The sequence below is a fragment of the Parasedimentitalea marina genome (assembly GCF_004006175.1).
In the GTDB taxonomy this organism is placed as follows: domain Bacteria; phylum Pseudomonadota; class Alphaproteobacteria; order Rhodobacterales; family Rhodobacteraceae; genus Parasedimentitalea; species Parasedimentitalea marina.
Window position 1 is genome coordinate 3,789,374 of the sequence record NZ_CP033219.1, and the last position, 14,013, is coordinate 3,803,386.

Annotated in this window: 14 protein-coding genes and 1 tRNA gene; 8 read left to right on the plus strand and 7 right to left on the minus strand. The window is 56.6% G+C overall.

The features are described from left to right. Positions 1-93 precede the first annotated feature (93 nt). Positions 94-1,056 (plus strand): acetyl-CoA carboxylase carboxyltransferase subunit alpha, encoded by a 963-nt coding sequence (locus tag EBB79_RS18215; RefSeq protein WP_127750250.1) that lies wholly within the window; start codon positions 94-96, stop codon positions 1,054-1,056. A 125-nt stretch (positions 1,057-1,181) separates the two neighbouring features. Here the strand turns inward: EBB79_RS18215 and EBB79_RS18220 are convergent, their stop codons facing one another. The 3 genes from EBB79_RS18220 to EBB79_RS18230 form a co-directional block, all read right to left on the minus strand. Further along, positions 1,182-2,210: a hypothetical protein gene (locus EBB79_RS18220; RefSeq protein ID WP_127750251.1), complete on the minus strand. Its 1,029-nt coding sequence runs from the start codon at positions 2,208-2,210 to the stop codon at positions 1,182-1,184. A gap of 174 nt (positions 2,211-2,384) precedes the next feature. Further along, a complete protein-coding gene (locus EBB79_RS18225) occupies positions 2,385-3,032 on the minus strand; it encodes a GntR family transcriptional regulator (protein WP_127751058.1) in 648 nt (215 codons plus the stop codon). A 73-nt stretch (positions 3,033-3,105) separates the two neighbouring features. Then, positions 3,106-3,792 (minus strand): M48 family metallopeptidase, encoded by a 687-nt coding sequence (locus tag EBB79_RS18230; RefSeq protein WP_127750252.1) that lies wholly within the window; start codon positions 3,790-3,792, stop codon positions 3,106-3,108. A 100-nt stretch (positions 3,793-3,892) separates the two neighbouring features. Here EBB79_RS18230 and EBB79_RS18235 point away from each other — a divergent pair, with 100 nt between their 5' ends. Further along, a complete protein-coding gene (locus EBB79_RS18235; protein ID WP_127750253.1) occupies positions 3,893-4,225 on the plus strand; it encodes a TIGR02300 family protein in 333 nt (110 codons plus the stop codon). A gap of 162 nt (positions 4,226-4,387) precedes the next feature. Further along, positions 4,388-4,463 (plus strand) — tRNA-Ala (locus EBB79_RS18240). Between the two features lie 67 nt (positions 4,464-4,530). Here EBB79_RS18240 and EBB79_RS18245 read toward each other — a convergent pair. Further along, entirely contained in the window at positions 4,531-4,770 is a 240-nt protein-coding gene (locus tag EBB79_RS18245) for a hypothetical protein (RefSeq protein WP_127750254.1), read from the minus strand. A 201-nt stretch (positions 4,771-4,971) separates the two neighbouring features. Further along, on the minus strand, positions 4,972-6,300 hold the full coding sequence (locus EBB79_RS18250) for an aspartate aminotransferase family protein (protein ID WP_127750255.1): 1,329 nt from the start codon (positions 6,298-6,300) through the stop codon (positions 4,972-4,974). A 181-nt stretch (positions 6,301-6,481) separates the two neighbouring features. On the opposite strand from EBB79_RS18250, the gene EBB79_RS18255 reads away from it, so the two are divergent. The 4 genes from EBB79_RS18255 (at position 6,482) to EBB79_RS18270 (ending at position 10,943) form a co-directional block, all read left to right on the plus strand. Next, positions 6,482-7,879 carry an aminotransferase family protein gene (locus EBB79_RS18255; protein WP_127750256.1) on the plus strand — a complete coding sequence of 466 codons (1,398 nt, stop codon included), beginning with the start codon at positions 6,482-6,484 and terminating at the stop codon, positions 7,877-7,879. A 171-nt stretch (positions 7,880-8,050) separates the two neighbouring features. Beyond that, positions 8,051-8,440, plus strand: coding sequence for a hypothetical protein (locus tag EBB79_RS18260; RefSeq protein WP_127750257.1), 390 nt, complete (start codon positions 8,051-8,053; stop codon positions 8,438-8,440). Positions 8,441-8,631: 191 nt separating this feature from the next. Next, a complete protein-coding gene (locus tag EBB79_RS18265; protein WP_127750258.1) occupies positions 8,632-10,221 on the plus strand; it encodes a class I SAM-dependent methyltransferase in 1,590 nt (529 codons plus the stop codon). Between the two features lie 122 nt (positions 10,222-10,343). Then, positions 10,344-10,943 (plus strand): GNAT family N-acetyltransferase, encoded by a 600-nt coding sequence (locus EBB79_RS18270; RefSeq protein WP_127750259.1) that lies wholly within the window; start codon positions 10,344-10,346, stop codon positions 10,941-10,943. An 89-nt stretch (positions 10,944-11,032) separates the two neighbouring features. Here EBB79_RS18270 and EBB79_RS18275 read toward each other — a convergent pair whose 3' ends face one another. Beyond that, on the minus strand, positions 11,033-12,061 hold the full coding sequence (locus tag EBB79_RS18275) for a permease (protein ID WP_127750260.1): 1,029 nt from the start codon (positions 12,059-12,061) through the stop codon (positions 11,033-11,035). Beyond that, positions 12,054-12,368, minus strand: a complete 315-nt coding sequence (locus tag EBB79_RS18280) for an ArsR/SmtB family transcription factor (RefSeq protein WP_127750261.1) — start codon at positions 12,366-12,368, stop codon at positions 12,054-12,056. The genes EBB79_RS18275 and EBB79_RS18280 overlap by 8 nt, the downstream gene beginning before the upstream one ends. 131 nt (positions 12,369-12,499) lie before the next feature. Between EBB79_RS18280 and pdxR the strand changes: the two genes are divergently transcribed. After that, positions 12,500-13,960, plus strand: coding sequence for a MocR-like pyridoxine biosynthesis transcription factor PdxR (pdxR, locus tag EBB79_RS18285; protein ID WP_127750262.1), 1,461 nt, complete (start codon positions 12,500-12,502; stop codon positions 13,958-13,960). Positions 13,961-14,013: the final 53 nt, after the last annotated feature.

Sequence of the window (14,013 nt, forward strand, 5' to 3'; positions counted from 1 at the left end):
GATGTGCCACGTGCGCGAATTACAAATCTTGCTGAGTTGCATCTGACCGCAGGTAAGGCCATATATCTGGAAATTCCGCGCGTGTGAGGCGATATGACCCAGTATCTGGATTTTGAAAAACCCCTGGCCGAAATTGAAGGCAAGGCAGAAGAATTACGCGCTTTGGCGCGGGCCAATGAAGAGATGGACATCGAGGCTGAGGCCGCTGCGCTGGACCTTAAAGCCGGACAACTGCTTGAGGATCTGTACAAAGATCTGACCCCCTGGCGCAAATGCCAGGTGGCGCGCCATCCAGAGCGGCCCCATTGCAAAGATTACATCTCGGCGCTGTTCACAGAATTCACACCATTGGCAGGCGACCGCAACTTTGCGGATGATCTAGCGGTGATGGGCGGTCTGGCCCGGTTCAACGATCAGCCCGTCATGGTGATCGGCCACGAAAAGGGCAGCGACACCAAATCCCGCATTGAGCGGAATTTTGGCATGGCCCGCCCCGAAGGCTACCGCAAGGCGATTCGGCTGATGCAGATGGCGGACAAATTTGGCCTGCCGGTGATCACGCTGGTGGACACCCCCGGCGCCTACCCCGGTAAAGGCGCCGAGGAGCGCGGCCAGTCCGAAGCGATTGCCCGCTCCACCGAGGCCTGCCTGCAAATTGGTGTGCCGCTGGTGTCGATCGTGATCGGCGAAGGCGGATCGGGCGGTGCTGTGGCTTTTGCCTCGGCCAACCGCGTGGCGATGCTGGAACATTCGGTCTATTCGGTGATCACCCCCGAGGGCTGTGCCTCTATCCTGTGGAAAGACGCCGAGAAAATGCGCGAGGCGGCGCAGGCGTTGCGTTTGACCGCCAAGGACCTGGCAGAGCTGGGTGTGGTCGATCATGTCATCGAAGAACCCAAAGGTGGTGCCCACCGGGACGCCGACACGGCAATTCAGGCCGTAGGCGAGACCATCCAACAGTTGCTGAACGAGCTAAAGGCAATGGATGGCCCGGCACTGATCAAAGATCGTCAGCAGAAATATCTAGATCTTGGCTCCAAGGGGCTGGCGGCCTGAGGTCTTCCTAAAATTAGAAATTGACAAAGCCCCGACCGAAAGGTTCGGGGCTTTTTTTCCTAGCGAGTAATGGTCAGCGTAGATTCCAAAATGTGGGATAATACGCTTTCTGTGAATTTCGATTTTCAACGACAGCCGGGCCAGTTGCCTTTCGCCAACATCCGGTTCACGTCAGTAACAAATCGGGGTGACCCCCAATAGGATGCATCGTCAATCAACGACTGCGCAGGGCTGGCGAAAGGGAACGGGTAGGCCGCTGCTTGCATAAGGGCCCACGCTCCATCAGCATAGCAAGCTTCCTGCTGAACAGTTTTGCACTTGGTTTCGCAAAAGAGTCTCAACGGTTGAAGTTCGGGAAGCTCATTAACGATTTTTGCTAGTCGAACACGATCCTCCGCTCGGTCAGGGTGTGCAAAGCGGAAAGGCATGAGGTACTCCGGCACATCGTCAGGCTGTGCAACACGGTCTGATGCGATGCGTATAAGCCCCGAAGATGCAAATTCGTTCACGTCGGATCGCAACCAATTGAGATACTCTTGGGCTTTCGCAGATGTATTTATCGTACTTGGGAGGGGGAGAGGTTTTCCGGCGTTAGCCATCGATTGGATGATAGAGCCTAATCGGTAACGACCAGCAGCCCCAAAAGCCTCGTCATTCTCAAGAAGAATTTGTGCAACAAATTCAAAAACCTCGAAATCCCACATTTCGACAAAGTAGTCAAATACGGGTCTGATTTCGCCATAGGCGACCAATGTCGGGATAATGGTTTCATAGTCTGGCTGAGCGAGTTCCGATGACTGTATCACCCAAAGCGCATTTGCCAGATCACTTTCTTCCGAGGCGCTTAAAAGCCAGTCACGCCCGGAAAGACCCTTGGGTTCACGAAAGAGATTGATCCTTTCCTTTCGGGAAAGCTGTGCGGTGATATGCGCGCTGAATTTCGGTGTGTCGGCTATTCGTGACAGAAGTATTTTCGCCGGAATGTGACCCTCACGCGCAAGAGTTGCCAGGCCTTGCAGCGCCTCAACATCTTGGCCATCAAGCCATGCTTCCTTTGCCTGAATGAAATCGGCGCTATCGGCACCCGTCACGTCTTTCGCCGCCAAGGTGCTTGTGTTCACGAATAGGAATACTATCGCCCAAATTGCTTTCATCAATGCCTCACCCTCAAAGTTTAATACTACGCCACAAATTTGTGGCCTAATTTACTGTCCCCTTAAAAAGTTTTCACTAATTGCCAAGTCACGCCGTACTACTGCGCATTCAAGAAGTCACAACTAAAATTCTCTTTGCTCGCAAAACCATCATTCATCCGACAAACCTACCTTCTACCCCGCCAGCATTCGCAACCCATGGGTCACGTCTGATCGCACTGCCAGTCGTAGGCCCGGCTCATCCCCGGCCTTTAGCGCGGCGATGATCAGTTTGTGATTGCGGGGCGGATCCGTGCGGCGCAGGCGGCCATAGAGCGCCCGCATGGTGGGGCCAAGCTGCAACCAGACGGTTTCAGCCATCGCCAGCATCGCGGGCGCCTGAGCGCGCAGATACAGCGTGCGGTGAAATTCGAGGTTTGAGCGAATATAGCCAACAGCATCGCGTTTCGACACCGCCTCAGCCACAGTCATGTTGATGCTCTGCAGCCGGTCAATCAGCGCCATATGCGCCCGGGGCAGGGCCCGGCTGGCCAGCTCGACCTCAAGCAGGGCGCGCAGGGCCGCCAGCTCTTCGATCCGCTCGTTGCTGGGCTCAGGTGTCGACACCCGCCCGGACGAGGACAGGAACAAGGCGCCTTCGGCCACAAGGCGGCGGACGGATTCGCGCGCAGGCGTCATGGACACGTCGAACTCGCGGCCAATACCGCGCAGGGTCAGCGCCTGCCCCGGCCCGATCTCGCCGTGCATGATCCGGGTGCGCAAAGCACGATAAACCCGCTCATGTGCAGATGTGGATACGTCAGAAGGGCGTGGAGAAACCATCATGCATCCATGTGATCACAAATCAACGTGCAGTCAACAGCCGTTGGGCCAAGATCGGCAGCCCATAACCGGCTTAAACGTCAAACCGATAGCGGTGCAGGCGATTGCCTTGCTTCTTTAGCCAGCTCCGAGGACTTTGATAATCGCCATATAGATGCGCAACCTGCGCCCAAAAAGCGGGTGAGTGGTTCATTTCCGCCAGATGCGCGACCTCATGGGCGGCAACGTAGCGCAACACCTCTGGCGGGGCCAGGATCAGCCGCCATGAATACATCAACCCACCATCCGAGGTACAGGACCCCCAGCGCGAACGGGTATCGCGCAGGGTGATGCGGGTATAGGGCCGACCCAAGGTGGCAGCATAGTGATCCGAGGCCGCGGCCAGCCGGTCCCGTGCCAATTCGCGCAGGAACCGTTGCAGGACCCGCCCCGGCCGATCGCCTGGTACTTCTATTTCATCCTCGCGGATCAGGACGCGCTTACCGGTGGCCGTGACAATGCGGCGATCAATGCCGTCAATCGGCAAACGGATCCCCAGCTGAACGTCCAATGCTTCGGGATGTTTGGCCAGATGGCTTCTGATCCAGCCTTCTTTCTCAGCGGCAAATTCCAGCGCCTCCCGTTCAGGCAGCGATTTCGGCAGCGTCAGCGTCACCCGCCCATCCAGCGCCGAGATCCGCAAACTGATGCGCCGCGCCCGTGGGGAACGACGCAGAGTCAGCGGGACTGGCGGGTCTCCGGGCAGATGATGGTCAGCCATGCGGACCCCTTATTGGACTAAAGCCTTTGACAGTTCCCACCTCATATGGCACGTCACCGGAATCGTCGATACGACTCATACATAAATCAGGGGGATTCACATGCCCAAGGAAGAATGGGGTGTAAAGCGCATCTGCCCAACGACCGGCAAGCGTTTTTACGACCTGAACAAAACACCAATCATCAGCCCTTACACGGGTGAAGCGGTGGAAATTCTGTCCGGCAAAGGCCGGATGATCGCAGCCGATGCAGAAGATGCGGCCTCGATGAAGGCCAAAGAAGACTCCAGCTCGGACGAAGACACAGTGCTGGACGATGACGATACAAGCGATATCGATCTGGGCGATGATGTTCTGGATGATGATGACGACGACGAGGATACTGTTCCTCTCGAAGAAATCGCTGATGTCGCTGCGAACGACGACGATTCCTAATCGTTAATCGCGCTAGGGGAGACTGCTTTTTGCCCTGAAGAGCTGAATTTCAGCTCCTCGAAAAAAAGCTTAGATGGTGGCGCATTTTCCACTTGCGGAGTGCGCCATCGTCCCTTAAATCACCCTCACACCGCAAGACGGAAACGTCGAACGGAACAGGTTGGGGCCTTAGCTCAGCTGGGAGAGCGCCTCGCTGGCAGCGAGGAGGTCAGGAGTTCGATCCTCCTAGGCTCCACCAACCTTTCTTTTCGAAACAGTGGATGTGGCAATCGCCTGTTTTGACTGACCTAGTCGCATGAAACCAGTCAGCTCTCGTGGTCTCCATTTTCTTCTTTCGACAACAGCCGTCTGGCTAGATCGATACAACGCCCAAATGCGAGAAAGTAGAAGAAAGCCAACACAAACAAGGCTGCACCAAACAACATTTCCATTGTTTCATTGATGAAGATTCGCGTATCCCAAAGAAGGTAGATTGGGACACCACCCAAACACCAAATCAAAATACCTAAACCGCTTTCCAAATTGTTCGGCTGCTTTGAGCTCATCCTGCTCGCTCCCATCAATCGAAAATTTACACACTGGTATCCTGTGGAGGAAAACCTCTGCACGCAACCCCGTCCGAGACGCCTTGCGGCTCGGGCATGCGCCTGCCCGCCCCACGGCGGGCGCATTCTGCACCCACCCGGACAGGCGCTTGCCCTCTGTATCGCGCAAAGTGGGACGAGGCGAGGGAAGTGGGTCCGGCCCTAGACTTCGGGCAAACTCTGCCCGATCGCCAATTCCAGCTTATCAACCACCTCTGTGATCTGCTCATCACTGATTATAAACGGCGGTGCCAGCAGGATGTGGTCGCCGTTGACGCCGTCGCGGGTGCCCGACATCGGATAGCAGATCAATCCGGCCTCAAATGCGGCCTTCTTTATTTTCTTGGCCAAACCCAGGCTTGGATCAAACGGAGTTTTGGTTTCGCGATCTGCAACCAGTTCAACCCCACGGAACAGGCCCCGGCCGCGGATATCGCCGACATTGGGATGCTGGCCGAATCGCGCGACCAGTGCGGTCTGCAGCTTCTCGCCCATCTCGGCGCTGCGCTGTACCAATCCGCGATCAAGCATCCCGCGCACCACCGCCAATGCGGCAGCCGTCGCCACCGGGTGGCCTATATAGGTGTGACCATGCTGGAAAAATCCGCTGCCGCCCTCGATCGCCTGATAGATTTGTTTGGAACACATCATCGCACCAATGGGCTGATATCCAGCCCCTAACCCTTTGGCAATACACAGGATATCCGGCGCGACATCGTCCGCGTCGCAGGCAAACAAATGGCCAGTGCGGCCCATACCGCACATCACTTCGTCCAGGATCAGCAAGACACCGTATTGATCACAGATTTCGCGGACGCGCTTGAAATACCCCTCAACTGGCGGCACCGCCCCCGAGGTGGCTCCGACCACCGGTTCAGCCATAAAGGCCATCACTGTTTCCGGACCAAGGCGCAGGATTTCCGCCTCCAACTCGTTGGCGACGCGCTGGCCGTAATCATGGGGGGTCTCGGCCTCACGACGCTCGGCGTATTCATAACAGGGAGCGATGTGTGAGATGTCGATCAAAAGTGGTGCAAACTGTTGGCGACGCCATTCGTTGCCACCCGCAGCCAGTGCGCCCAGCGTGTTGCCATGGTAGCTTTGCCGCCGGGCAATCACATGACGGCGCTTTGGCTGGTCAATTTCCAAATAATACTGCCGCGCCAGTTTAATCGCAGCCTCGGTTGCCTCGGACCCGCCGGACACAAAATAAACCCGGTCCAGATCGCCGGGCGCATTGGCGATCAGCAAATCAGCCAGCTCCTCGGCCGGCTCTGAGGTCAGGAAACTTGTATGGGCAAAGGCCAATTTGCCAACCTGTTCCTGCACCGCACGGATCACATCCGCGTCAGAATGACCCAGACAAGACACTGCCGCTCCACCTGACCCGTCGAAATACCGTTTGCCGTCTGCATCGATCAAATAGCAGCCATCGCCAGCCACAGCAGTGGGTAATTGCGCCTTGGTGTGGCGGGGAAACACGTGACTCATTCTTCAGCTCTCCATCGATGCGTTGCCAGTATTCTGCGCGCCCTTGCCACTGGACACAATGCTCGTCAAAATCTGGACCTAGAGCTTACCCAATTAATAGCGTTTCTGGAATCTGAAGCGACTCAGACGGCCGTGTTGTCAAAGCGCTATACAGCTACTCAAATTGCGGAAAGGAATTGTCATGGATGGCACCTTCAATGAAAACGACATTAGCCACATCGTCGATGCCGATAAGGCTCATGTTTGGCACCATCTGATCCAGCATAAGCAGTTTGAAACCAAAGATCCGCGCATCATCCTTGAGGGCAAAGGCATGCGCGTCTGGGATCAGAACGGCAAAGAATATCTGGATGCAGTGTCTGGCGGTGTCTGGACCGTCAACGTTGGCTACGGTCGCGAAAGCATTGCCAAGGCGGTCTACGACCAGCTGATGAAGCTGTGCTATTTCGCCCAAACGGCTGGTTCTATCCCCGGCTCGCTTTATGCCGAAAAACTGATCTCGAAGATGCCAGGCATGAGCCGGGTCTATTACACCAACTCAGGATCCGAGGCCAACGAGAAGGCCTTTAAGATGGTGCGCCAGATCGCGCACAAACGTTTTGGCGGCAAGAAACACAAGATCCTGTATCGTGATCGCGACTACCACGGCGGCACCTTGGCCACTATGTCGGCCGGCGGTCAGGACGAGCGCGTGATGCAGTATGGACCACTGGCGCCGGGCTTTGTCCGCGTGCCGCACTGCATGGAATACCGCAACCACGAGCAGGGTCTGGATCACCTGTCGAGCGAAGAATACGGCATTGCCTCGGCCAATCTGATCGAAGAGGTCATCCTGCGCGAAGGTGCTGATACCATTGGCGCATTGTGCCTGGAGCCGGTGACTGCGGGTGGTGGTGTTATCACGCCTCCGCCTGGTTACTGGGATCGGGTGCAGGAGATCTGCAAGAAGTATGACATCCTGCTGCACATCGACGAAGTTGTCTGTGGCGTCGGCCGCACCGGCACCTGGTTTGGCTATCAGCAATACGGCATCAAGCCGGATATCGTAACCATGGCCAAAGGCGTGGCCTCGGGTTATGCGGCGATTGCGCTCTGTGTCACCACCGAAGCGGTGTTTGACATGTTCAAGGACGATCCAAGCGATCCCCTTGGCTTTTTCCGTGATATCTCAACCTTTGGTGGCTGTACTGCTGGCCCGGCGGCGGCGCTGGAAAACATGCGGATCATCGAAGACGAGGACCTGCTGGGCAACTGTAATGCCATGGGCGACCGTATGATCGGCAACCTGCAGGGGCTGATGGAAAAGCACAAAGTGATCGGCGACGTGCGCGGCAAGGGCCTGTTCCTGGGCGCCGAGCTGGTTGCAGATCGTGGCACCAAAGATCCGGTAACCGAAGCACAGATCGCGCAAGTGGCTGCCGAATGCGGCGCCCAAGGCGTGATCATCGGCATGTCGAATAAATCCATTCCGGGCAGAAACAACGTGCTGTGCTTCTCGCCTGCGCTAATCGCCACGGCGGATGACATCGACGAAATCACCGAGTCGGTGGACAAAGCCCTGACCAAAGTCTTTGGCTAAAAATCTCCTCGCCACCCCGGTTTGGGATGGCAAGAACAACCTAACGCTCCGTCTTTGACGGGGCGTTTTTTTATGGCACCTATTTTTCAGATGGGCTGATAGACGTTACACTCACACCTGATTAATTAATCTCCGCCTTGTTTCACGGTAACTTCAGCTCTTGGGAATTGGATGCTTTCATTTATCTTGTCTCTGATACTGCCGCAGGATCGAGCAGTCACACTTGAAATTTGGCTGCGCGAATACAGCGTTCTGTGTGTTGTGACACTCGTGGCGGCTATAGGCGCGGGCGCTCTGTTTTTCGGTTTAGAGCCGAAGATACACCGCCATGAATCTTATCAAACGGTCCAGGTTACAGGCACCATCCCAACTGGCAGCGATACGGGCAGAATGCTCGTTGATGTAACCTTGCCGGACGGTTCAGCTCGACGCATGAGTACAACGAGCGGCACAGTCCTTGGCGGGATTACAAAAACTGCTTGTATTGAACGCCGCAAGCAGGTTCCCACCGGCAAACACCTTTATCGCCTAGTACCAGCTCATAACTGCGTTGGCCTTTAGCTGTGCATAAGCAGGTCTGAATGCGGCGTATTAACGGAGTGTATTCGCTACAACGCTTGACCCTGCACACCGATGACAAACGGCCTGTTTGGCGATCTAAAACACAATCGGTCCAGCGTTAACGTGATCCTCAGCTTTTTGCGAAAATTTGCGTCAAAGACGGCACGCAATCCCTGATCAAAAGGTAATTCATGAACGACTGGACCTCTGGCTACGTGGCTGACATCGACTATACCCATGATTTCTTTCGCGAACTAACACCGTCCCATCTGGGATTCTGCGCCTTATCCAAGGGGCATGATCACGCCCTGAACGGCGCCAAGCTAACCTATTGTGAATTGGGCTGCGGTCAGGGTTTCTCTGCCAATCTGCTCGGCGCCGCCAATCCGCATATTGAGTTCCACGCCATGGATTTTAATCCCGCCCATATGGCAGGCGCCGCCAATCTTGCCCGCGATGCCGGTTTGGACAATGTCCACTTCTATGAGCGCTCATTCGAGGATTTTGGCGCGGCACCGGGTTTGCCGCAAGAGTTTGATGTTATTGCGTTGCATGGCGTGTACAGCTGGGTCTCCGAACAGCATCAGCAGCACATCACCGACTTCATCTCAACCCGGCTAAAGCCCGGCGGACTTGTGTACCTCAGCTACAATGCGCTGCCCGGCTGGGCCCCAGCCCTGCCCCTCCGCCGCATCCTGACAAACCGGGCGGAACAGGGAACTGGCCCGCTGAGCGATCGCATCGCAGAGGCCGTAGAGTTCGCCCACCAGCTAGAGCAGAACGGGGCGACCTACTTCACCAGCAACCCGGCCCTGTCAAAACGGCTCAGCAAAATGAAATCCGCGCCCGCCAACTACCTGGCACATGAATACTTCAACAAGGACTGGACCCCGTTCCACTTCGAAGACATTGCCCGCGACATGTCACAGGCCAAACTGAAATTTCTGGGCGCCGCAGAACCGCGCGATCACATAGACGACATTTCGTTTTCCGAAGAGCAGCAGCAGTTGCTGCAAATGGAACGTGATCCGGTGCAGTGTGAAAGCCTGCGTGACATCCTGCTGAACGAGCAATTCCGGACAGATGTTTTTGTAAAAGGCAAACTGCCCTTTACCGAACGTGGTGCCGTCGGGGCCTGGTTCAAAACCCCGCTGGCGCTGACCCGGCACTATAGCGGCGGCGAGATCAAGCTGTCGTGGCGTCGGGGTGACATCGCAATGGATCAGGACCAGTATGGCCCCGTTCTGACCGCGCTATCGCAAGGACCTATGACCACCCGGGCGCTGCTGGAAAGTGGCGTATTTGGCGAAATGGGCTGGGCAGACATCACCCGACTGCTGACCCTGTTGATTGGCGACGGGTATCTTGCCCCCAGCCTGCCCCAGGAGGGGCTGGCCGAGCGGAGCGAACGGTGCCGTGCCTTCAACAAGGAAGTTGCAAAACGATCCGAGGACAGCGAATCCCTGCACTTTTTCGCCTCCCCCGTCACGGGCGGCGGCATTGCTCTGGATCGCTTTGAACAATTGTTCCTGCTCGCCCGCAGCGAAGGGAAGAAAACCCCATCGGACTGGGCTGACCTGGTCTGGCAAATTCTGGCGCCACAGGGTCAAAGACTGCAGCAGGATGGGCGCATCTTGGAAACTGCCGAGGAGAATTTGGCGGTGCTATACGCCCGCGCCAATGCCTTTGCTGCCCGGCGTTTGCCTCTGTGCGAGCTCCTCGGCCTCACTCTTGAGCCTCCGGTTACAGCAGCACGTCGACGTGGCAAGGCTGTGGCTTAACCCGCGCCACCCAAACAGTCCCCCCCCAAACTGGACCGGTATAAATTATCAAAAGCGGATCTTTTTTAAGATCCGCTTTTGCGCCATTGGTAGGGCTGCACCCTGCGAAAGGACCAATCGATATGTGGGCAAAACCTGTTACACTTAAAGGCAATATCGCGACGCTTGCCCCTCTTGACCAAAGCCACGCCGCCGACTTGGCCGAGGCCAGTGCCGATGGTGCGCTGCACCAGTTGTGGTACACCACGGTTCCATCGCCAAACGATGTGCCTGCCGAGATCACCCGCCGTCTGACCCTTTGCGATCAAGGCACCATGATCCCCTTTGCAATTCTTGATGCAAGCGGTCGCGCCGTGGGCATGACCACCTATATGAACATCGACCACAGCAACCGCCGACTGGAAATCGGGTCGACCTGGTACCGGAAATCTGTGCAACGCACGGGGCTGAACACCGAGTGCAAATGGCTGATGCTGCATCACGCCTTTGAGACCCTGAATGCCATCGCAGTCGAATTCCGGACCCATGTGATCAATGTGCAAAGCCGGCGCGCCATTGAACGGCTGGGCGCCAAACAGGACGGCATCCTGCGTGCCCACATGATCCTGAGCAATGGCACCCTTCGCGACACTGCCGTCTATTCCATCACGGCCACCGACTGGCCCACCACCAAGGCCCACCTCAACTTCCAGCGACAGCGCCACCGGGCTGACTCAAAGTGATCCTCTATTCATCTGGCCAAAAATATCCTGGGGGAGTCGCGGCCTGCCGCGGCGGGGGCAAAGCCCCCACTCTCCCCACGCCCGGACACTCAGACCATCTGAAACACAATCCCTGACACAATCGCCCCGCTGACTCCCAGCCCAAGATAGGTGGCAAAGACCTGCGGCTTGACCAGTGACCAAACCGCCAGCATTGCCGGGATCGAGCTGACCGCGCCTGCCACCATGAACGACATCGCTGCCCCGTTGCTCATGCCTTGGTCAATCAGCCCTGCCAGCAGTGGCGGCGCCACATAAGAGTTCAGGTATGCGGGCATTCCGACCAATGCGGCGATCGCAATTGGCAACACTCCTTCACCGCCGACCAAGGTGGCAATCAAATCAGCCGGGACATAATGAACCAGCAGCGCCTCCAGCACATAGGCCAGCGCCAACCACTTCAGCAGGAAGATGCCATTTGAAATGAACTCGGCTTTGAAATGATCACGACGAGGTTGATGCTGCCAGAATTTCCACACCGGCTTTGTTTCCAGTTTTGGGGCTCCACAGCCACAGCCGGTCGTCGGCGCAACGCGCAGCGGCGAGGTAAACAACCCACCTCGCATCAAGGCCCTGACCGTGAAACCACCAAACAGACCCAGAGCGACGGCGATAATTGCCTTGCCAATGGCAAACGGCCATCCCAGCGCCCCAGCCGTGATCAGCAATGTTGGCGGATCAATCAGAGGTGAGGACAACCAGAACGCCATCACAGCCGACAAAGGTGCGCCCAGCGCCAGCAACCCGGCGATAAAGGGAATCACTTCGCACGAGCAAAATGGGGCCAGCCCCCCAAACAAGGCTGCCATGAATATCATTCGGGTCTCGCGACCTTCAAAGGCCTTGGCGACCATGACCTCGGCACCGGTGGCCTTGAGATAAGCCAGTAGCAGCACGGCAAACAGAATGTATCGCCCGGTGCTCAGCAGTGCCAGCACGGCAAACTCACCCACCGAGGTAAAGTTAGCCGGGTCCAGAACGGCCACAGCGAGCAACAGGACCACAACCAGCGTCCATGGCGTTTTCAACCACTTCAACGCATCGCCGGGGCCACTTGGGTTTTGGCTGAGATCAGACATCGTTTGCCGCCTTCTTGCTATGGGCATCTTCACAGCATTCGCTGAGAACAAACTGCGCCAGGGCCTCTAGCTGTTCAAAACTGGCCCGGTTGATGGTCGAACGTCCGACCTTCTCCTGCTCGACCACGCCGGCACCGGTCAAGAACTTGAGATGATGCGCCAATGTCGAAGGCGCGATGCCGGTACGATCCTGAATTTCATTGACCATCAGCCCATCCTGACCCGCCCGGATCAGACAGCGCAGCACTTGTAGCCGCGCCTCGGACCCCATCGCAGCAAACCCCTGTGCCGCTTGTTCCCATAACATTGTCATTTCTCCGGTTGATTCTATAAAACTAGTTTTATGGTTTCTTTATTCAGAATGCAATACTGATTATTTTGTCGCCCATCCCTAAGTCCAGATTGCACCCCACTTAAGTCCAGCCTAAGGTGCATCGCATGGCAATATCCGTCGACACATTCTTTCTGAGCCCCAAAGCACATGGCACCCTGCAGGCGCAAATCCAGCAGATGATAGCCGAGGGCATCTTATCCGGCCGTTTCCATGTCGGAGAAAAACTGCCCTCGTCGCGCAAGCTGGCGATGCATCTTGGCATCAGCCGGATTACCGTAACGCTGGCCTATACCGAGTTGCTGGCCAACGATTACCTGACCTCGCGTGGGCGATCGGGTTATTATGTGTCGGAAAACGCACCAGTACCACCCAGCTATACTCCGCCAGAGAAATCTGATGAAACCGTGGACTGGTCAAAGGCAATGGCGCGTCAGTTCACCGGCGGCGACACCCCGCGCAAACCGCAGGACTGGCGCGACTACAAATACCCGTTCATCTACGGCCAGGCCGACCCCTCGTTGTTTGATCACGCAAACTGGCGCCTTTGTGCCTTGCGGGCGCTGGGGCAAAAGGATTTTGCGGCCCTGACAACCGATTATTTCGACCAAGACGACCCGTTGTTGATCGAATATATCGCCCGCCACACCCTGCCCCGACGCGGCATCACGGCCCGGCCCGAAGAGATCCTGATTACGCTAGGGGCACAGAACGCCCTATGGTTGGTTTCGCAAATTCTGCTGAGCCAGCAGCGAAAAGCGGCGATAGAGGATCCTTGCTATTATACCTTACGGGATCAGTTGGTTCACAGCCGATGTCAGATTGATGCCATTGCGGTAGACCGAGATGGATTGCCTCCGGAACACATCACCGATGACACTGACGTCATATTCACCACCCCCAGCCACCAAAGCCCAACCACCGCGACCATGCCGATGGAACGCCGCCGGGCCTTGCTGGACCGGGCCCGTGACATCGATGCCGTGATCGTCGAGGACGACTATGAATTTGAGATGTCGTTCCTGTCGGCCCCCTCGCCTGCGCTAAAGTCGTTGGATCGTGACGGCCGGGTGGTCTACGTTGGCAGCTTCTCAAAATCGCTGTTTCCGGGATTACGACTGGGATATCTGGTAGGGTCTGAGCCCTTTATCCGGCAGGCCCGTGCCCTGCGCGCCAATGTTCTTCGCCACCCGCCCGGGCATATTCAACGCACAGTGGCCTACTTCCTTTCACTGGGTCACTACGACGCCCAAATACGGCGCACCGCAAAAAAGTTGCACCAACGCCGCACTGTGATGGAAGAAGCCATTACCGAACATGGTCTGACCATTGCCGGACGGGGTGTTTACGGCGGTTCCTCGATCTGGATGCAGGCTGACCCCTCGGTGGACATGGCAACTGTCGCGCGCAGCCTGATGCCGCAGAGCGTTTTGGTCGAGCCCGGCGCACCCTTTTTTGCCGAAAAAAACCGTCAGCATAATTATTATCGCCTGGGATATTCGTCAATTGCACAGAACCGCATTGAACCGGGTTTGGCACTGCTGGCCAAGGCATTACTGCCCACCTGAGACTGGCCCTAATCTGGTGTCACATCTGGCCCTAACGGCTGTCAGCCCCACAC